Source organism: Phormidesmis sp. 146-20, assembly GCF_052939475.1.
In genome coordinates this window covers 1-18,667 of the sequence record NZ_JBJPHT010000081.1, presented here as the reverse complement: position 1 = coordinate 18,667, position 18,667 = coordinate 1, and the positions used below count along the sequence as shown (strand labels likewise).

Annotated in this window: 19 protein-coding genes; 12 read left to right on the top strand and 7 right to left on the bottom strand. The window is 48.3% G+C overall.

Annotated elements, in window-relative coordinates; translation table 11 throughout:
- The first annotated feature begins 67 nt into the window (after positions 1-67).
- The gene (locus tag ACKFKH_RS32025) at positions 68-625 is read left to right on the top strand and encodes an RNA-guided endonuclease InsQ/TnpB family protein (protein ID WP_446862437.1); all 558 of its coding nucleotides are present in this window, start codon (positions 68-70) and stop codon (positions 623-625) included.
- An 85-nt stretch (positions 626-710) separates the two neighbouring features.
- Here ACKFKH_RS32025 and menB read toward each other — a convergent pair whose 3' ends face one another.
- Together menB and menD are read right to left on the bottom strand one after the other, a co-directional pair.
- Complete coding sequence (gene menB, locus ACKFKH_RS32020) at positions 711-1,541, bottom strand: 1,4-dihydroxy-2-naphthoyl-CoA synthase (protein ID WP_446862436.1); 831 nt, start codon at positions 1,539-1,541, stop codon at positions 711-713.
- Positions 1,542-1,586: 45 nt separating this feature from the next.
- Positions 1,587-3,320 (bottom strand): 2-succinyl-5-enolpyruvyl-6-hydroxy-3-cyclohexene-1-carboxylic-acid synthase, encoded by a 1,734-nt coding sequence (menD, locus tag ACKFKH_RS32015; RefSeq protein ID WP_446862435.1) that lies wholly within the window; start codon positions 3,318-3,320, stop codon positions 1,587-1,589.
- Between the two features lie 429 nt (positions 3,321-3,749).
- Between menD and ACKFKH_RS32010 the strand changes: the two genes are divergently transcribed.
- Complete coding sequence (locus tag ACKFKH_RS32010) at positions 3,750-4,295, top strand: NADPH-dependent FMN reductase (protein WP_446862434.1); 546 nt, start codon at positions 3,750-3,752, stop codon at positions 4,293-4,295.
- A gap of 176 nt (positions 4,296-4,471) precedes the next feature.
- Entirely contained in the window at positions 4,472-6,277 is a 1,806-nt protein-coding gene (locus tag ACKFKH_RS32005) for a M3 family oligoendopeptidase (RefSeq protein ID WP_446862433.1), read from the top strand.
- A 235-nt stretch (positions 6,278-6,512) separates the two neighbouring features.
- Here ACKFKH_RS32005 and ACKFKH_RS32000 read toward each other — a convergent pair whose 3' ends face one another.
- Positions 6,513-8,516, bottom strand: a complete 2,004-nt coding sequence (locus tag ACKFKH_RS32000; RefSeq protein WP_446862432.1) for a M48 family metallopeptidase — start codon at positions 8,514-8,516, stop codon at positions 6,513-6,515.
- Between the two features lie 6 nt (positions 8,517-8,522).
- A complete protein-coding gene (locus ACKFKH_RS31995) occupies positions 8,523-9,110 on the bottom strand; it encodes a LemA family protein (RefSeq protein ID WP_446862431.1) in 588 nt (195 codons plus the stop codon).
- 219 nt (positions 9,111-9,329) lie between these two features.
- On the opposite strand from ACKFKH_RS31995, the gene ACKFKH_RS31990 reads away from it, so the two are divergent.
- From ACKFKH_RS31990 to ACKFKH_RS31980, 3 genes are all read left to right on the top strand, one after another.
- Positions 9,330-9,863, top strand: a complete 534-nt coding sequence (locus ACKFKH_RS31990; protein ID WP_446862430.1) for a hypothetical protein — start codon at positions 9,330-9,332, stop codon at positions 9,861-9,863.
- A gap of 80 nt (positions 9,864-9,943) precedes the next feature.
- The gene (gene ribD, locus ACKFKH_RS31985) at positions 9,944-11,059 is read left to right on the top strand and encodes a bifunctional diaminohydroxyphosphoribosylaminopyrimidine deaminase/5-amino-6-(5-phosphoribosylamino)uracil reductase RibD (protein WP_446862429.1); all 1,116 of its coding nucleotides are present in this window, start codon (positions 9,944-9,946) and stop codon (positions 11,057-11,059) included.
- A gap of 86 nt (positions 11,060-11,145) precedes the next feature.
- Positions 11,146-11,742, top strand: a complete 597-nt coding sequence (locus ACKFKH_RS31980; RefSeq protein WP_446862428.1) for a hypothetical protein — start codon at positions 11,146-11,148, stop codon at positions 11,740-11,742.
- A gap of 8 nt (positions 11,743-11,750) precedes the next feature.
- On the opposite strand, the gene ACKFKH_RS31975 is transcribed toward ACKFKH_RS31980, so the two are convergent.
- Positions 11,751-11,972, bottom strand: coding sequence for a hypothetical protein (locus tag ACKFKH_RS31975; RefSeq protein WP_446862427.1), 222 nt, complete (start codon positions 11,970-11,972; stop codon positions 11,751-11,753).
- Between the two features lie 279 nt (positions 11,973-12,251).
- On the opposite strand from ACKFKH_RS31975, the gene ACKFKH_RS31970 reads away from it, so the two are divergent.
- Positions 12,252-12,716 (top strand): MarR family winged helix-turn-helix transcriptional regulator, encoded by a 465-nt coding sequence (locus tag ACKFKH_RS31970; RefSeq protein WP_446862426.1) that lies wholly within the window; start codon positions 12,252-12,254, stop codon positions 12,714-12,716.
- An 8-nt stretch (positions 12,717-12,724) separates the two neighbouring features.
- On the opposite strand, the gene ACKFKH_RS31965 is transcribed toward ACKFKH_RS31970, so the two are convergent.
- The gene (locus tag ACKFKH_RS31965) at positions 12,725-13,417 is read right to left on the bottom strand and encodes a queuosine precursor transporter (protein ID WP_446862425.1); all 693 of its coding nucleotides are present in this window, start codon (positions 13,415-13,417) and stop codon (positions 12,725-12,727) included.
- A gap of 82 nt (positions 13,418-13,499) precedes the next feature.
- Here ACKFKH_RS31965 and ACKFKH_RS31960 point away from each other — a divergent pair, with 82 nt between their 5' ends.
- Positions 13,500-14,831 (top strand): hypothetical protein, encoded by a 1,332-nt coding sequence (locus ACKFKH_RS31960; protein ID WP_446862424.1) that lies wholly within the window; start codon positions 13,500-13,502, stop codon positions 14,829-14,831.
- Between the two features lie 238 nt (positions 14,832-15,069).
- Here the strand turns inward: ACKFKH_RS31960 and ACKFKH_RS31955 are convergent, their stop codons facing one another.
- A complete protein-coding gene (locus ACKFKH_RS31955; RefSeq protein ID WP_446862423.1) occupies positions 15,070-15,168 on the bottom strand; it encodes a BrnT family toxin in 99 nt (32 codons plus the stop codon).
- A gap of 137 nt (positions 15,169-15,305) precedes the next feature.
- Here ACKFKH_RS31955 and ACKFKH_RS31950 point away from each other — a divergent pair, with 137 nt between their 5' ends.
- The 4 genes from ACKFKH_RS31950 (at position 15,306) to ACKFKH_RS31935 (ending at position 18,582) form a co-directional block, all read left to right on the top strand.
- Positions 15,306-15,746, top strand: a complete 441-nt coding sequence (locus ACKFKH_RS31950; protein ID WP_446862422.1) for a M67 family metallopeptidase — start codon at positions 15,306-15,308, stop codon at positions 15,744-15,746.
- A gap of 48 nt (positions 15,747-15,794) precedes the next feature.
- Complete coding sequence (moeB, locus tag ACKFKH_RS31945) at positions 15,795-16,973, top strand: molybdopterin-synthase adenylyltransferase MoeB (protein ID WP_446862421.1); 1,179 nt, start codon at positions 15,795-15,797, stop codon at positions 16,971-16,973.
- 68 nt (positions 16,974-17,041) lie between these two features.
- Positions 17,042-17,608 carry a DUF1176 domain-containing protein gene (locus ACKFKH_RS31940; RefSeq protein ID WP_446862420.1) on the top strand — a complete coding sequence of 189 codons (567 nt, stop codon included), beginning with the start codon at positions 17,042-17,044 and terminating at the stop codon, positions 17,606-17,608.
- 26 nt (positions 17,609-17,634) lie between these two features.
- Positions 17,635-18,582: a proline dehydrogenase family protein gene (locus tag ACKFKH_RS31935; RefSeq protein WP_446862419.1), complete on the top strand. Its 948-nt coding sequence runs from the start codon at positions 17,635-17,637 to the stop codon at positions 18,580-18,582.
- The last annotated feature ends 85 nt before the right edge of the window (positions 18,583-18,667 follow it).

Here is an 18,667-nt window from a genome sequence, read left to right as displayed (position 1 = left end):
AGTTCATTAGATCTCAACTTCTGACCTTTGACACAATTTATTTTACAATCCCTCTGAAGGCGCACAGGTGGAGAATCCTCGCTTTTACCGCACAGGTGAAGCAAAAATGAAGCGTCGTCAACGGCTGGTATCGAGAAAGAAAAAAGGGTCTGGCAACCGTCGTAAAGCGATTAATCAGCTGGGTAGAACTCACCTCAAAATAAGTAGACAGCGAAAAGATCACGCCTGCAAGCTGGCACGATCCGTCATCACATCTCACGATGTAGTGGTCTATGAAGAGTTGAGCGTGAGCAATCTGGTTAAGAATCACTGTCTGGCAAAGTCGATTAACGATGCGGGATGGTATCAGTTCCGGGTGTGGATGGAGTATTTTGCAAAAGTGTTTGGTCGGTTAGCCATTGCGGTTAATCCAGCTTACACGTCTCAAGAATGCTCTGACTGTGGCGTGATTGTGAAAAAGTCTCTATCTACTCGCACCCATGTTTGTCAATGCGGATGCAAGTTAGACCGAGATCACAACGCGGCAGTCAACATCCTGAACAAAGGCTTAAATACCTTGGGGCACAAGGGAATCTACGCTTGGGGAGAAATGACCTCTACTGTGGCTGGAGCAATCCTGTCATGAGCAAGTCGCTTCAAAGAACCAAGAATCCCACTGGCTTCAGCCGTGGGAGTGTCAAGACTTGAAGGGCGCTATCTTCAGCCCACGCTCAAGGCAGCCAGGGATATTTGCGAAAATCAGGAGAGCGCTTCTCTAAAAAGGCTTGTTTTCCTTCGGAGCCTTCTTCGGTCATGTAGTAGAGTAACGTGGCGTTTCCGGCGAGTTCTTGAAGTCCGGCTTGACCGTCACAGTCAGCATTAAAGGCAGCTTTGAGACAGCGAATAGCGATCGGGCTTTTCTCCAAAATCTCCTCTGCCCATTGGATGCCTTCAGCTTCAAGTTGAGCGATCGGCACGACACAGTTGACTAAGCCCATTTCTAACGCCTGAGCAGCATCGTACTGACGACAGAGATACCAGATTTCTCGCGCCTTTTTTTGTCCCACAATTCGCGCCATGTAGCTGGCTCCAAACCCTCCGTCAAAACTACCGACTTTGGGGCCAGTCTGTCCAAAAATGGCGTTGTCAGCGGCGATCGTCAAGTCACAGAGCAGATGAAGGACATGCCCACCGCCGATCGCATAGCCTGCCACTAGTGCGATGACTACTTTGGGCATTGAGCGAATCAGACGCTGCAAATCCAGTACGTTGAGCCGGGGGACACCTTCTTCATCGATATAGCCTCCCTGCCCCCGAACGCTCTGATCACCCCCTGCACAAAATGCATATTTGCCGTCGGTGTGCGGCCCGGCTCCTGTTAGCAAAATTACGCCGATTCGACTATCTTCGCGGGCATTGCTAAAAGCGTCGTAGAGTTCGACGACGGTCTTGGGTCGAAAGGCGTTGCGTTTGTGGGGACGGTTGATCGTGATTTTGGCGATGCCGTCGGTTTTGTGATAGGTGATGTCTTCGTAGGATTTGACGGCGTGCCAGTCGGTCATAAGGGGTGAGGGGTGAGGGATGAGGAGTGAGGAGTGAGGAGTGAGTTAGGAGAGGGAGGCGGCGATCGCGCTTAAATTATTTTGTCGCCATTGGGCATCGGATTGACGATCAGTTTTGATTTCTAGGACGCGAATGCCCTGGGGGGGGAGAGGATTTAGCTGCTGGATTAGTTGCTCCCAGGTGTGGATGGGCTGATGGTCAACGTTGTAAGTTTGGCAGAGGTTGGCGAAGTCGATGTTTTGAGGAGTGGCGAAAAATTCTTCAAAAGGCGGGTTGAATTGGGCGATCGGTAACATGCCAAAAATGCCGCCACCGTTGTTGTTGATCACGATAATGGTCAAACTTCCGATCAGGCGATCGCGGTTCAAAAATCCGTTGGTATCATGCAGCAGCGCCAAATCTCCTGTCAAGAGAACGCTGGCTTGATTGTGGTGGGCGATTCCTAATGCCGTCGAGAGAATGCCGTCGATGCCGTTTGCGCCTCGGTTAAAAAAGGGCTGAATTGCGGAGTCGTTGGGCATCCAAAAAAACTCGACATCCCGAACGGGCATACTGCTGGAAATGAAGAGCGGCGTTTTGTGAGGCAGGTGTTGAGAGAGTAACCAGGCGGCTTTTCCTTCAAATAGGGCTGTCTCAGCAGACAGCTTTTGGTCGATCGCTCGTCTCATCTGAGCTTCCATTTCACACCAAAGCTGCGTGTAGGAACTGGGCGCAACGGACTCGGACAACTGGGTAACAAAAGCTTCGATCGAAGTGGGCAGATGAATCGTTTTGCCGTGAAGCGGGTCGAGACTGCGATCGCTCGGATCAATCACCCACTGGTTCGGTTGAGTGGCCGTTAACCATTGGCGCAGCGTCTTGCTGGTCGGCATTTCTCCCACGCGAATCACCACATCGGGCGCTAGTTTTTCTGCGAGTTCTGCGTTTCTCAGAAGGGTGTCGTAGGTGGAAATTAGATAGGGATTTAAGCTGGCGTAGTTTCGCAAGGGCGACAATCCCTCTGCCAAAACGGGCATTCCAAACGTCTTGGAGAGATGGGCGATCGCTTGACAGTAGGCGATCGGATCAGAGGGTTGGGCTGCTCCGGCGAGGATGAAACCGCGAGGCGAGTGAGGGGTGAGGAGTGAGGGGTGAGGAGTGAGAAGTGAGGAGGGAGGGAGTGAGGGGCGAATGTGGTGGAAAAAGTCGGGCGGAAAAGTAGCTTCTAAGGATTGGGTGGCGAGGTGAGCGATCGGCACCAATGGATCACGAAAGGGCAGATTCAAATGGACAACGCCGGGAATGGGATATTGGGTTTGCTGCCAAGCTTGCATCACCGTCTGTCTGAGGTACGCCAGCATGGTTGATTCAGCATCAGGAAGCGCAATCTCAGCGTAAAAGTTGGGATAGGAACCAAAAAGTTTTTGTTGGTCGATCGCTTGTCCTGCGTTGCAGTCTCGTAATTCAGGCGGACGATCGGCGGTCAACACCAACAGCGGCACTCGGCTTTCTCTCGCTTCAATGATTGCTGGATAAAAATTGGCTCCTGCCGTTCCCGATGTGCAAACTAAAACGACAGGCTGATGGGATTTGCGGGCGAGTCCTAATGCAAAAAAAGCGGCCGATCGCTCATCCAAAATCGGAATTGCCTCAATCTCAGAATGTTGAGCAAACGCGATCGCCAAAGGTGCAGATCGAGAGCCAGGACAGATGATCGCTGTCTTCAAACCCAGACGATGTAATGTTTCGACCAAAACAGATGACCAGAGCGTGTTGAGATTGCGGAAATCGATCGGCATGAAATAAGGGAGGAGGGATGAGAAGAGTTTTGAGTTCTAAGTTTTGAGTTCTAAGTTTCAGGTTAAGCGATGGGTGACTTCTTTGAATCTTCCTTTTTAAGGTGGGGTCAGTTCAAAGTCGAGAAAAATTCGTATCTCCCGACTGGCTATCAAAGCCTGATTCGAGTGACTTTGGCTGGCAGTTCAAATGAGTTTGATTTGTGGAGGCAGATTCTGTGCTGATATCCGGGTTGACGAAGGCACTTGTGAAGCGACCTACGATCGCCGGGTTCATTTCGAGATTTGCACTTTCTAGAGACAACTGTTAGATTAAATGAATTCATAACGACTTCGCTTTAGGGATTCTACCATCGATACAGGTCGGTTTCGTTTAACCTCTGCAAACTAAGCAAAGAACCCTTTGGGAAGATTACTCACACAGGAACAGCAATGGTAAAAGTTGTAGCAATTGGCGGCAGTCTGCGATCGGACTCCTACACCTATCAGGCTCTTCAGCAAGCGGTCGATCGCCTCAATGCTCTGGGCGCTGAGGTCGAAGTATTGGACTTACGGACTCTGAATTTGCCCTTTTGCAATGGGGGCGACGACTATTCTGACTACCCCGATGTTGCGCGACTGCAAAAAGCCGTCAAAGAAGCGGATGCCCTCCTTTTAGCCAGTCCTGAGTATCATGGCAGTGTCAGTGGCGTACTCAAAAATGCGCTCGACTTGATGAGTTTTGAAGAAATGGCGGGCAAAGTGGCGGGTCTGATCAGCGTTTTGGGCGGACAATCCAACAGCAACGCATTGAACGATTTGCGCCTGATCATGAGATGGGTGAACGCCTGGGTGATTCCAGAACAGATTGGTGTCGCTCAAGCTTGGCAAGCCTTTAGTCCCGATGGCAAACTGCTGGACAAAAAACTGTCAGAACGGTTCGATCGCTTTGCCCAAAGCCTCGTCGAAAACACCCGCAAAATTAGAGGCGTTCACTAAAAATTCGGGCGTTGCTGATCGGAGGGATGGCTCTGTAAGAAGTGTCCATCTTTTCGCCGCCTAAATTCCCCAAAATTGGAGGACTTTGAACCTTGGGGTTCCCGCCGCTTTGGGGCAATTCATCCCCTGATTCAGCAACGTCAAAATTCGGTCACATTGCACAGGGAGATTTGGTCATGGTTCAATCGCTCACTTCTACCAAGCTAGACAGTCCTCAAGAATGGGATTTGTCTGATTTGTATACAGGCTTTGACGATCCGCAGTTAGCACAGGATCTAGAGACGCTCAAAACAGAAGCCGCAGACTTTCGCGATCGCTTTCGGGGTAAAGTTGCAGAACTGAACGCCGATCGCCTCGTAGAGTGTTTCAAAACGTTGGAAGCGATCGCTCAAAAGTCGGGTTATCTCTATTCCTTTCCGTCGCTGATTTTCTCGGCTGACACGCGCAACACAGAGGCGAAACAGTTTCTTGACAAAGTAATGGAAGCGTTGACGGCCGTTGAGAATCAGCTTTTGTTTTTTGATCTAGAACTGCAAGGATTGACCGCAGAGCAGTTTGATCAACTCCAAAAAGCAGCGATTCTGCAACCCTACGGTCATTATTTGAACAAGATTGCTAAATATCGTCCCCACACCCTGTCTGAAGCGGTTGAGCAAACTCGAAATCAAGACAGCTTAACCGGACGGCAGGCGTTTATTCAACTGCGATCGATTCACTTGGGCGAACAGCAATACGAATCTGTCACTACCCCAGAAGGCAAAACCGTCAGTACCGAAGCAGATTTGAGTGCGCTGGCGTTTCATCCTCATCCCGAAACTCGCGAAGCGGCTTATCGATCGGTACGTCAGGTGATGGGACAGCACAACTCGCTGTATGGCTACATTCTCAACACCGTCGCTCAAGATCACAAGATCGAAAATCAGATGCGCGGTTACGACTCGACGCTGCACAAACAACTGTTAGCGGATGAAGTGTCAGAACCCGTGTTTTGCGCCATCATGGAAGGGACTCACAGCCGATTTGATTTGTTTCAGCGCTACTATCGGCTCAAGGGACAAGCGATCGGGCAAAAGATTCGTCTCTGTGACATTTACGCACCCTGGACGACCGACGAGCAGATTCCGCCCATTCCTTACAAAGCTGGCGTGGAAACGTTGATTTCGGCACTCGACCAGTTTGACCCGAACTATGCTCGTCGCGCCGAGGAATTTTTTATCAAAGACTGGGTAGACGCAAAAGTTCGTCCCGGCAAGCGAGGAGGAGCGTTTTGCGCTTATAGCTACGGCAAACACAGCTATTTGTTGTTGTCTTATACCGATGATTACAACTCACTGTTTACTTTGGCTCACGAAATGGGTCACGGCTTACACTTTGCCTGGATCGACGATCGCCAAACCTACTTCAATAGCAATCCGCCGATGGTGCTGGCCGAAATTGCTTCTACCTTCAACGAGTTGTTGTTGCTGGATTATTTGCTCAAGCAGGCCAAAGGTAACAAGGCTTTAACCAAATCTCTGATCACTCGTCAGCTAGAAGACCAGCTCAATCTATTGTTTCGACAAAGCACGATTAGCCGATTGGAATTGTTGGTACACGATCGCGCCGCTCAGGGCAGTTTTGATTCCAGCTTCGTCAATGAGCAGTGGATGAACCTCTATCAAGAACTCTGTGGCGATGCGGTCGAAGTGCTGCCAGAGCATCAATATGATTGGGCGAGAATTGGTCACATTTACTTCAAGCCATACTACTGCTACCAATACACCGCCTCGAATATTGTCAGTCTGGCCTGCTATCAAAAATATCTGGAGGTCGGCAAAGACTTTATCCCTGGCTATTTAGAACTGCTGGCAGCGGGAGGCAGTCAAGATCAAGTCGAAGCCCTGCGTCACTATGTCGGCGTGGACATCGAAGATCCTGAAACGATTCGAGGCGCACTCACCTATGTCGAAAATCTGTTAAATCAGCTTGAATCGACGTTGTAAAAGACGCTAAACGCGAGTCTGATGAAGCTTTATGCTTCGATTTCAAATTTGGGAAGCCCCCTAAATCCCCCACAAGTGAGGGACTTTGAACTAGAACTCTTGTCTTAAAGTCTCCAGAATGGGGGGTGGGGGGCAGAAGCGCTGAACAACGCAGTGAAGAAACTTGATAGTTTATTAATCATCATCCGAATCGCTCCCTTCAAAATTTCCAAAATTCCAAAACTAATTCGACCCCTTAAAGCACAGGTTGTTTTTTGGGGTTGCTTTGTTTTTTGTTGAGAAACGGCGGCAGGGGACAATCCAAAGCGATCGCGACCGCTCTCAATAATTCCGCCTCCGAATCAGTCACTGTGTTGTCGAGCAAAACTGTGTAAGAACAGGCTTCGACGATCGCTTGCTTGAGTTTTGGTGTGGCTGCACCCAGTCGAGTCAGGCTTTTTTTGAGTTCGCTGAAGTTAGAAGGGGGAGGAGCGTTGGGCATTTCTTGCTGGCTGGCACCGGGGAGGCGAAACAGTCCTGATCGGAAGGCATAGGCGATCGTGTCGGGGGTCTTTTGTCCGATTTGAGCGATCGATGAAATGATCAATCCGCAGTCTGTCCAAATTTCGCTCAAACTTGAAAACTGTTCGGTCTGAGTTTGAGAAGCCTGAAGCCGACGCTGCAAAATCACAAATACGACAAACTTGCTGAGCGTCCAGCGGCCTTCAACTTTGATCAGTCCTTGAATGGCGATGAATAATTTTTTGATTTGATTTGTAGAACTTTGCTGGAGAGTAGGAACCGCTAGGTCTAATAAAGCGAGGCGATCGCGGTCTGCAATCTGTTCCACTTCTGCTCTCAACATCAGCACTTGCTCGACCAATTCTTCTGATCCGACCTGACGCAGCCAGTCTATTTGTTGAGTTTGAAACTGAGGATTGAGCAGGAGCGCGTAAACGATCACCGTTGCCCCTTCACAAGTCTGAATTTCTGACTGCAAAACTTCGCTTAACCAGGATTCTGAACGGATTGGCGGAACAGGCTTGATGGCCGTAGATCCTCCTGCAAATCCCATGATTGAACTTGAGCTTGCATGACTGGAGCCAGCAAGCGGCGTTTCTGACAAAGGCACATTTTGCAAACCGCCCAGGCGACGAATCCGATGTAGCAGCGGTGGATGAGTTGCCCACAGATCGTCAAACCAACTCAGCTTTAAGGCATTGCCAAAAAACATGTGGCTGGCTTCGTCTGCATAAGGGGATTTCACTTGAGACCCCAAATTGCCAATTTTCTGCAACGCTCCAGAAATGCCATCCGGATTGCGCGTGAACTGTACCGCTGACGCATCCGCCAAAAATTCTCGTTGACGGGAAATCGCACTTTGAATCAGTCGCCCAAAGAAGAGACCCACCAAACCGATCGTCGTCACCGCCAGACCCAAATACCAGAGCCAGCGATTGTCTCGATCTTCGAGTGCGATCATCATCCTGCCTGTGATGTAGACAAACAAAATCCCGTGAAGCAGTCCTATTAGCCGCAAATTGAGCCGCATATCTCCGTTGAGAATGTGACTAAATTCGTGCCCGATCACGCCCTGCAACTCATCTCGATTTAACTGTTCTAGACAGCCACGAGTCACGCCGATCACGGCATTGTCGATCGTATGTCCCGCAGCAAAGGCATTAATTCCCGTCTCATTGTCCAAAATGTAAACGGCTGGTACTTTCATGTTGGCGGCGATCGCCATTTCTTCGACCACATTTAATAGCTGCTGCTGTTCTTCAGTTTCGACGGTTTCAGCGAGCAGCAAGCGGCCGCCCAGTTCTTGAGCGATGACACTGCCTCCTGCCTGCAACGTGAAAACTTTGTACCAACTGGCCCCACCAATCACCAAAATGGTCAACGTGAACACCCAGAAGAAAATTTTGGGATGCCACCAGCCGATCGCCGTTGACTTACAAGAGGAACTTGAGCGCGGAGAGCTGATCGGAGTCGAGGAACCCGATCGCGATCGCCAGCTAGAACTTGTGCCCGAAAACCCTGAAGACCCGCCACTTCTAGAGCGCTTGCTGGCGACAAACGTGACGCTTGGCGATTCCGGTTCAACGAAACTCAGACAACGACTGGGCGACGCAAGATTGAAGGTGGCGATCGTCGCCAGGTAGATCAAAATAATCATCGACAAAACGGACAACCCAAACAGCCCCACCAGCTTTTGAGTGTTTGCCCGTGCCTGATCCTGATGTTCAAAAAAGTTCATGGCAGTCTAGAACGATACGCGGGGAGCAGCTTTCACTTCGGGAGCGACCTCGGCCAGCAGTTCTGCCGCCGCAAAGTTAAAAGCCCCTGCGACCAGATTGCTCGGAAACACTTCTCGCTTGGTGTTGTAGACCGTCACGCCATCGTTGAAAGCTTGACGCGCAAACGCAACTTTGTTCTCAGTGGACGACAACTCTTCCATCACGCGGGTCATCGTCTGGTCTGCTTTGAGATCAGGATAAGCTTCTGAAATGGCGATAAACCGACCCAATGCGCCTGTGAGTGCAGCTTCGGCGTTACCCAACTGCTGCATTGCCTGGGGATCACCGGGAGTTTGGGCGGCTCGACTGTTAGCAGTCATGGCAGAGTTGCGGGCCGCGATCACCGCTTGCAGAGTTTCTTGCTCATACTTCATGTAGCCTTTGGCCGTCTCGATCAGATTGGGAATCAAATCGTATCGTCGCTGAAGTTGAACATCGATTTGAGAGTAGGCGTTTTTGTAGCGATTGCGAAGCGTCACCAGTCGATTGTAGGCATCCATCACGATGTAGCCGATCAGCAAAATTAATCCGACGAGAAAAATCAAAAATCCCATAGCAAACAGTCCTGATTGAGAAGCTAAAAAAGGTTTACAGTCTCGATCGCCAGTATTCCCTTCCCCTTTCTCAACTCAACGCTGTTCTTCACATGCCCATTCATCCAAGCTTTACTGAAGAATAATTAAATTCCTCCTCTCGTCCCTGAGCAAACCCCGATCAAAGGTTTAGAATTCAAACAGAAATAGCCACCGCCCTCACTCTCCCCCTATAGTTTTGTGACAGTTACACGTTTCTTGCGAAAGACGGGTCTAGTACGCCGACAGACTCATCTGTCCGTGATGATATTTCCCGATGAAGTATCTGCATTTCAGGCGTATCGATTGCTGCATTATTACGGAATTTCACCTGAGCATTTGGCGATCGTGGGTCGAGGGTACAGCAGCCCAGAACACGTTGGCTTACTCAAACCCATGCAGATCGCTACCCGTAAGGCGCGATCGTTTTCTCTATTGGCGGGCACATTGGGTACGATTTTCGGTCTAGCGCTGTTTCTATATCAAGGCCCTAGCGAGGTCGATTGGGAGCATTTTCGTCATTTGCTGGTTATTCCTGCATTTGGGATCGTGAGCGGGTTTTGTGGCGCAGTGGTCGGCGGCCTGTTTGGCTTGTTTGGAGAAGGCACGACGGTTAGTGTCTATCGTCACCATCTCAACCGGGGACAATATTTGCTGATGATGGAAGGGCCAGAAAAGCTGGTGCGCTGGGGTCAAGAAGTGCTAAGTCAGTATTCCACGTCGCGATCGTCCTAGCCGTTCTAACCTGAAACTTTTCTCCTTCAGTGATTCAATAAGTGATGAACTAAGATACTCACTCGGATTGAGAAGGCTGAATGAAAATTTCGGTAGATGAACCAGGTGAACTCGATCGCACTCTCATGCATCGCTGTTTGGAATTGGCGCGACAGGCGATCGGGCAGACGGCTCCCAATCCCTTAGTGGGCTGTGTGGTCGTTCGAGATGGGGAAATTGTGGGTGAAGGCTTTCATCCCAAGGCGGGACAGCCCCATGCAGAAGTGTTTGCGCTGAGAGCGGCGGGTAATCGTGCCCAAAATGCGACCCTTTACGTCAATCTGGAACCCTGCAATCATTACGGCCGCACGCCTCCCTGCTCTGAAGCGATCATTGCAGCCGGAATTCGGCGAGTCGTTGTGGGCATGGTTGATCCCAATCCGCAGGTGGCAGGAAGCGGCATTGCTCGACTCAGAGCAGCCGGAATCGATGTGGTTGTGGGCGTTGAAGAAGCAGCGTGTCAGACTCTCAACGAAGCCTTTGTGCATCGCATTCTGCATCATCGTCCGTTTGGCATTCTCAAATACGCCATGACCCTGGACGGCAAAATTGCGGCGACTACAGGACACAGCAGTTGGGTGACGGGGGCAGCTTCTCGAAATCGAGTCCATCAGTTGCGATCGACCTGCGACGCGGTAATCATCGGGGGCAACACGGTTCGCAAAGACAATCCTCAATTAACGACGCACAATGTTTCAAATCACAATCCTCTGCGCGTGGTGATGAGTCGATCGCTTGATCTGCCTACCAATGCTCACTTGTGGAATACCGAAGCTGTTCCCACGATCGTATTCACAGGGTTAGCAGCCGATTGGGAAGTTGAGAAAACACTCACCCAGCAAGGCGTAGAAGTCGTAAAACTGGACTCGTTAACGCCGACTCAGGTCATGGCTAGTTTGTACGATCGAGGCTGTCTCTCGGTTCTCTGGGAGTGTGGCGGAATGCTGGCGGCGCAGGCGATCGGGCAGAAATGTGTTCAAAAAGTGCTGGCGTTTATTGCTCCCAAGATTATTGGTGGAGTTGGTGCCCCTTCTCCGGTGGGCGATCTGGGATTGGTGGCGATGACACAAGCTTTGGAATTGGAGCGAGTTAGCTGGGAAGCGATCGGCTCTGATTTTTTACTGCAAGGGTATTTGAAGGTGAGGAGTGAGAAGTGAGGGGTTAATTCAAAACTTGAAAGAAGTTTCTCAGGGAGAACTTTTGCCTGTACACTACACCCTACTCCCCACGCCCTACTTTCTTAATGAGCGAAATCACCCTTTTGAGCTTGTTGGTTGGCAGTCTCGGATTGCAGGCAGTGGTTGGAGGCGGATGGTTGCGGTGGCAACAGTCAAAATTGCAGCAAGTCTGTGAGGAGGAAGAAGAAACCTTGACCCCTTACGAATCTAACGACACAGCAACGACTTCTACCCAAAAAAACGGCTCAAAAAAGCCTCCCAAAGATCCTCGACTCGTCGGCTGGGAATTTAAAATCGTACGATCGCATCAAGACCTGTTTTGCGATCCAACAGTGTTGCAACGACTGTGTGAAGAAGAGTCGCACGCTGGCTGGATTTTATTAGAAAAACTGGACGATCGACGGATTCGATTTAAGCGTCCGATCGCGCTCCGGGAAATCATCAAGTCCGACATGATGACGATCGATCCCTACCGCAGTTATTATGGCGCTTCTGGAAATTCAAGACTTTGGGTGATGGCGATCGTCAGTATAATGCTTCTGACTTTGCCTGCTTATCTGGGCTTTATGCTGGTCTCTGCCACGCTCAATAAACCGCCTTCACCCATAAACTCAATTCAGAAGGGTTCACCCATCACGCTTCCCAAAACAACCCCAGAATAAAGCTCACTCTAGCTGGCAGCCAAACGATTGTGGGCCAGATCGCGGATTAGCGTCAGTTTGGAGTGAATGTAGCTCCGCAGAAGCGTGGTTTCTTCAGGGTTGAGGGGGCGCTGAGTGGGAAATTGTCGCAGTAAACATTGGACGAGGCTGGTGTCGTCGAGATTCAAAAGCAGGGTTGCTTGAGTCGTTTCGATCAGAGACCAGAGTTGACGAAGCGTTGAGGGATTCATGGGATTTTGAAGAGGTGACGGATGACCAAAAGAATTTGCCTTGTGTTCACCATACTGAATCTTTTAAGCGTCGATCGACGATCTCACAAGATGCAAAAGAGTTACAAAAAGCTTAACTAAGCGATTCATAACTTGATGTGTAATCAGAAACAAAAGTCAGAGAATAATCAGGCACGAATCTTTAAAGTTTGGATTAGTACATTCGATATGTAATACTGAAAATAATAAATACATTCAATCCTCTGTCTTGTGAAGCAAACAAAGGTTAACAAAACAAAATTGACCCCTTCCAAACTGACCGCTGATAGTGCGGCAAATCAACCTTTTTTGGCGACTTTGCGCGAACTCGTCCAAACCTATCAAGCCTTTTGTGCGTATGAAGAACCCCACATTCGTGAACTCGGCTTAACGTCCCCTCAGTTTGATGTGATTGCGACGCTGGGAAATACGCCCGGTATGTTTATGAATCAGTTAGCGGAAAAAACGCTGGTGACGAAAGGAACGCTGACGGGAATTATCGATCGCTTAGAACAAAAAGGCTTTGTCCGTCGAGAAGTTCCGCCTGAAAATCGACGCTGTTTTCTGATTGTTTTGACCCCAGAAGGTGAGCAGGTTTTTAACAATATCTTTCCAGTTCATATTAGTTATTTAAAAGAACGATTTGATCAACTTAGCGAATCAGAATTGAGTGACATCAAAACATCGCTAAAACGGTTGAGAGAAATTTTTGAGCAGCCTTCTTAACTCTATTTTTAAGAAGTCGATCGCTTCGATTCCCTTAAGGCAAAAGGATTAAAGTTCGTGTTCACATCATAGAAATCTTCTCTTTCTTGACGCTTTAACCAGCTTGTCAAAATGTAGGTAATGGGCGTAAACAAAATCTCAATGCCGCATTTGAACAGGTAGTTTGAGATGATTAGTGTCAACAACAGCGAATCAGGCACGACTCCTGTAAAGCTGATCAGAACAAAGATTCCGGTGTCTAGAAGTTGACCGACCAGTGTGGAAGCGATCGTGCGGCTCCAAAGCCACTTTCCACGGGTGACAATCTTCAGCTTTGCCAAAATCCAGGAGTTAGAAAATTCACCGACAAAATAAGCGATCAAGCTGGCGATAACGATGCGAGGAGCCAGCCCTAAAATCTGCTCGTAAGCTGTCTGATACTGCCAATCTGCGGCTGGAGGAAGCGCTCCAACAATAATCAAAGTTAATGACATCAGCAATGCTGAGAAGAATCCTAACCAGATTACTTTTCGCGATCGCTGATACCCATAAACCTCCGTCAAAATATCACCAAAAATATAGCTAAGAGGAAACAATAACGTTCCCCCGTCAAAGGTGAACCAACCAAAATCAACAATCTTGGTAGATGCAATATTCGAGATCAGTAATACCGCTACAAACAAGGCTGTAATCGAATCGAGATGCTGATATGACTTAGACATGGACTCAAAAATCTATCGTAAGATACGTTTCTACGAGTACAGTGAAGGCTATGTTGGCCAAATGCGATCGGAGGATCAAAGCGTGAATTCTATTCTAGAGCGGACAAGAGCGCTAAAACAGGCATTGACAGATTTTGTCTACGACGCTGAGGGAGACTTGGCGACTGCTTTGGAGACATTCACAGCTGAACAGTTAGCAAAGTCACAGCAAAAAGATACTAAGCAGCGTGATTTAGCCGTCGATACTTTCTTAAACGCTGGGCGAATTGGAGAGAAAACACCGATCGACTTATTTATCGAAAGCGAAACAGAATTATCAGAAGGCGATCACCAACTGCTAAAGGAATGGAAACGAAATTTCACAGGATTGTTTGTCGTTCAGCAAATGTTACCCGATGGGTTTGAGTTGAGAAACTGGCTGACCAATAAAATTTACATTGTGAAGCCCAACGATCCGGCAATGCTAGAAGAAATGACTCGGTTCAAGTCGGGAGAAATTTTGTTAACGCGAATTGCACCCGTTGAAGATTACTGGACGTTCTTCAGTTCGTACATTCAGATGGGCAATTTAGGGAAGCCAAAATTAGCAGTCGCGATCGGCAACTTCAAGCAAAATCACAAACCAGATCTCTATGGCGACGCTCCAGAACTATTGGAGGAAGCCTGGAAATCAGTCGATCGCTATCACCAAGATTTTCTCGAATTTTTTGGCAGTGATGAACTGACACTACCGGGTTATCAATTGGGCAAAAAGGTGGCTGAGTTTCAAGAGTTTATGACGCAGCGCAGTTTAGAAGCTGCCGGAGTGGACAGCTCTAAATCTCTCGCAGAAATTGCAACTGATGCAGGCATGACCGATGAGGAATTGGAAGAAGCGGCCGAAGCGATGGGGATGGATTCTCAAGCCGCTGCAAAAATGCTCAAAAGCAAAGACTCGTTGAAAATGGCCGCTCCTCAAGTTAACCTGCCTCCTGATATCAAGAAAGCAGAACAAGTGACCGTTTTGGCACATCCCAAATGGGGGCAATCGCTTTTAACGAACTATCAACAATTCACGGATCTTCTGCAAAGCGACGATTGGAAAAGTGTAAAAGGTTCTGATAAATTGATCCGCAAATATTTAGAAGACCCGACGATTAACGCCTTTGTTTGGTATCGATTAGCAGAAACTTATCCAACTCAATTAGAGAAAGTTTTGCATGAGTTTTTGCAGCAACCAGACTTTCAACTTAAGCGCGATTTGGATGGATTGCTACGATCGTACCAAAAATCCACCGAACCAGAACTTCCAGAAATTGCCAGCGTACCGATTCATTTACACAATCTCTTTCAAGAAGCGCTGTCAGAAGTCACCAAATCTCAGCCCAAAAACAAAGGCGACAAAAAGGGAAGCAAAGGATTTCAACGAGCCTAGGATCGCGAATTAAATATGTGTAGGTTGGGTTGAAACATGAAACCCAACGGCTTCTAGGATGTCGGGTTTCGCAAGGCTCTACCCAACCTACGACCTGACTTTTTATACTTCTCAAACATCACCATGATCGGTAAACGAAACTAACAGCAAGCGATCGCTCTGAGAATGTCCAATTATAATCTCGCGCCTCTCATCTTTTGAATGAGCCTCATCGTCAAAAATAACTGCCAACGTATTCTCAAAGACAGTTATCAAAGACAGTTTTAGCTTCTTCAAAGCTGACATTATGCTTCTTCAGGTTAGCCGCTGCTTTTGACTGATCCCACTCAAACTCCATGTCAAAATCATAGCCGATCGCTCATCAGCCCAACTACGCAGAAATTTGCAGTCCCTCAAACACTCTTCACAACTCTATAATTTTTCGCATCCTGATCCTGTCATAGAATAGATCTCTGGATTTGCACAGCATTTGTAGTGGTTCTCAAACTCAATTCTCAGCAGCTTCAGACGATCGTCACTCATGCACAAGGCACCTATCCCGAAGAGTGCTGTGGTTTGCTGCTGGGTACGATCGACCCCACGGGCAAAACGGTCATTGAGGTCAAACCGATCGAAAATACCTGGAACGCCGATGAAGCTGCGATCCCCAAAACTCGCCGTTACTCGATTGCACCCCAAGCGATGTTAGCAACGATGCGAGAAGCCCGCGATCGCAACCTCACCCTCATTGGCATTTATCATTCTCATCCTGACAATCCAGCCTTGCCCTCGGAGTGCGATCGTCAGCTTGCCTGGCAGGAGTATTCTTATGCGATCGTTTCGGTTCAGTCGGGACGGGCGATCGATTGGCAAAGCTGGACGCTGGATGAGGCTCACCAATTTCAACCCGAAGAAATTCTCACAATGCGACTGTGATCCCCGATCGCTTCAACGTTCAGAAAACACTCACTTTCATCCGCCGCCATGCTAAGTCCCAATCTGGATAATATCCAGTTAACCAATGAAGAATACGCTCGTTACTCAAGGCACATTATTTTGCCAGAAGTCGGGCTAGATGGTCAAAAACGCCTCAAAGCCGCCAGCGTCCTCTGTGTCGGAACGGGTGGGCTGGGGTCTCCCCTGTTGCTCTATCTGGCCGCCGCCGGGATCGGACGAATCGGTATCGTCGATTTTGACACGGTAGATAGCTCCAATTTGCATCGCCAAATCATTCACGGCACCTCCTGGGTGGGTAAGCCTAAGATCGAGTCGGCCAAAAGTCGCATTCTCGAAATCAATCCTACCTGTCAAGTCGATCTGTACGAAACGCGCCTCAGTGCCGAAAATGCGCTGGATATCGCCCGACCCTACGATCTCGTGATCGACGGAACTGACAACTTTCCGACGCGCTATTTGGTGAATGATGTTTGCGTGCTGTTAGGCAAGCCAAACGTTTACGGTTCGATCTTCAGATTTGAAGGTCAGGCGACCGTGTTCAATTACGAAGGCGGCCCCAACTATCGCGACTTGTATCCCGAACCACCGCCTCCTGGACTCGTTCCTTCTTGCGCTGAAGGTGGCGTTTTGGGCGTGTTGTGCGGCATCATTGGAACCATCCAGGCGACAGAAGCCGTCAAGATTATTCTCGGACAGGGCACGACTTTGAGCGGACGGCTCCTACTTTACAACGCCTTGAATATGACGTTTCGAGAATTGAAGCTGCGACCCAATCCGGTGCGCCCTGTGATTGAGAAACTGGTTGACTACGAAGAGTTTTGTGGCATTCCTCAAGCAAAAGCAGCCGAAGAAAAGGAGCGTGCAAACATGACAGAAATGACGGTTCAAGAACTGAAACAACTGATTGACAGTGGAGCGATCGGTCAAGACTACGTTCTCCTTGATGTTCGCAATCCAAATGAATACGAGATTGCCAAGATCCCTGGTTCAATTTTGGTGCCCCTGCCAGATATTGAGAAGGGCGAAGGCATTGAGAAGGTGAAAGAATTGCTCAACGGACACAAGCTGATTGCTCACTGCAAAATGGGGGGGCGATCGGCAAAAGCTCTAGCAATCCTCAAAGAATCCGGCATCGAAGGAACCAACTTGAAAGGGGGAATTACTGCCTGGAGCCAAGAAGTAGACGCTTCGGTTCCACAGTACTAGCTGTTAGTTGTAAAAGGGGTTGCTGAACAGGCAGCCCTTTTTTTGTGCTCTTATTTTTTGGAGAAAAAATGCCTTTCAATCTGATTAAAGTTAGTTCAGTCTTATTAGCGACGACGCTACTTTTCACTTCCCAAACATTCGCTAAACCACTGGCTCAAAAAGCTGAAACAAAACTTTCTCCCTATCAATCTCGAATTGTCAATCGCTTACAGAAATGTCCTTATGGTTCTCAACCAGATGCCCTTCAAAGATCCAGTTTTTTGAGAGTGGGCAATCAGAAATACATTGTTCAGATTATGTGCAATTTTGGCGCTTATCAGGGAGCCTTTGAATACTATTTGTTAACCGAAAGTGCAGGTAAAACTCAATTCAAACCGCTCAATTTATTGAAGATTGGCGAACGTGGAGAAAAGCTAGTTGACAATACGTTAGTGGGTTATCCTACTTATGATTCATCTAAAAAAGAACTGACTGTTTTTACCAAAAGTCGAGGGATTGGAGACTGCGGAAGCTTTGGACGATATCAATTTGAGAACGATCGCTTTGTCGCCCAAGAAATCAGAATCAAATCTGAATGTGACGGCAAATACGTCGAGCCTGAAAAGTATCAAAAAGTTTATCCATCATCCAGGTAAATCATTCGTGAGAAGCGTTGAACAATATGAGTGTTGAACTTGAAGCGGCTGAGGCATTGCGGCACATTGCACTGGATGAAACAGTTAAGTCATATGTTTTGAAACATCCACCGATCTATCAAGCTCTGCGCCATGCAGCAATGCGTTTTATTGGGGGTGAGACGCTAACAAACTGTGTCGAAATTACAAAATCTTTGAATGAGCAAAGTCATGCCGTCACTATTGACTTTATGGGTGAAAGCACTCGTGATGCTGAAATGGCAGAACACGCGACACAGGAATTTTTGAATGTGATTGAAGCGATCGCGAATCAAAATCTTGATGCTTCTATCTCTCTGGATTTGTCCCACATTGGTATGGTCATTGATGCAGAACTCGGCTACAAAAACGCTTTTATTTTGGCTGAAGCTGCTCAACAAACGGGTTTAGAAATGATGATTAGTATGGAAGGAACGGATCGAACCGCTCTAATTTTAGAAATCCATCAGCGTCTATGTGAGCAATTTAATAATGTTGGCATCACACTGCAAGCCTACTTACATCGAACCTCGAATGATTTAGCTAACGCCTTGCAGCGCCCAGGCAAAATTAGGCTGGTTAAGGGAGCCTTTGAAGCGCCATCAAATCTTGCGCGATCGAGAGGTGCTGAACTTGACACCGCCTACCGTCAGCTAATAGAAACGCTGCTAAAAAGTGGGCATTCTTGCTCGATCGCAACCCACGACCAATCTTTGCTAAATGATGCACACAAATTGATTCAGGAGCAAAATATCGTCTCTGCAAAAATCGAATTTGAAATGCTACAAGGGGTGACACCAGAGCGTCTGAAAACGATGAGTGAGTTGGGATATCGTACCCGCGTCTACCTTCCCTACGGTCAAGAATGGCATCTATATCTGTGCAATCGTCTGGCTGAATATCCGCCCAATCTCTATCAAGCGATCGTTGATATTACAAAGCACAGCTACAAGTAACGATCGCCAGATGAAAGCCCTTTGTCAGACCTAAGAGCTGATTTATAAAGAGAAGCTAAAGGGGTGCTGGCTCGATCTTGAGCAG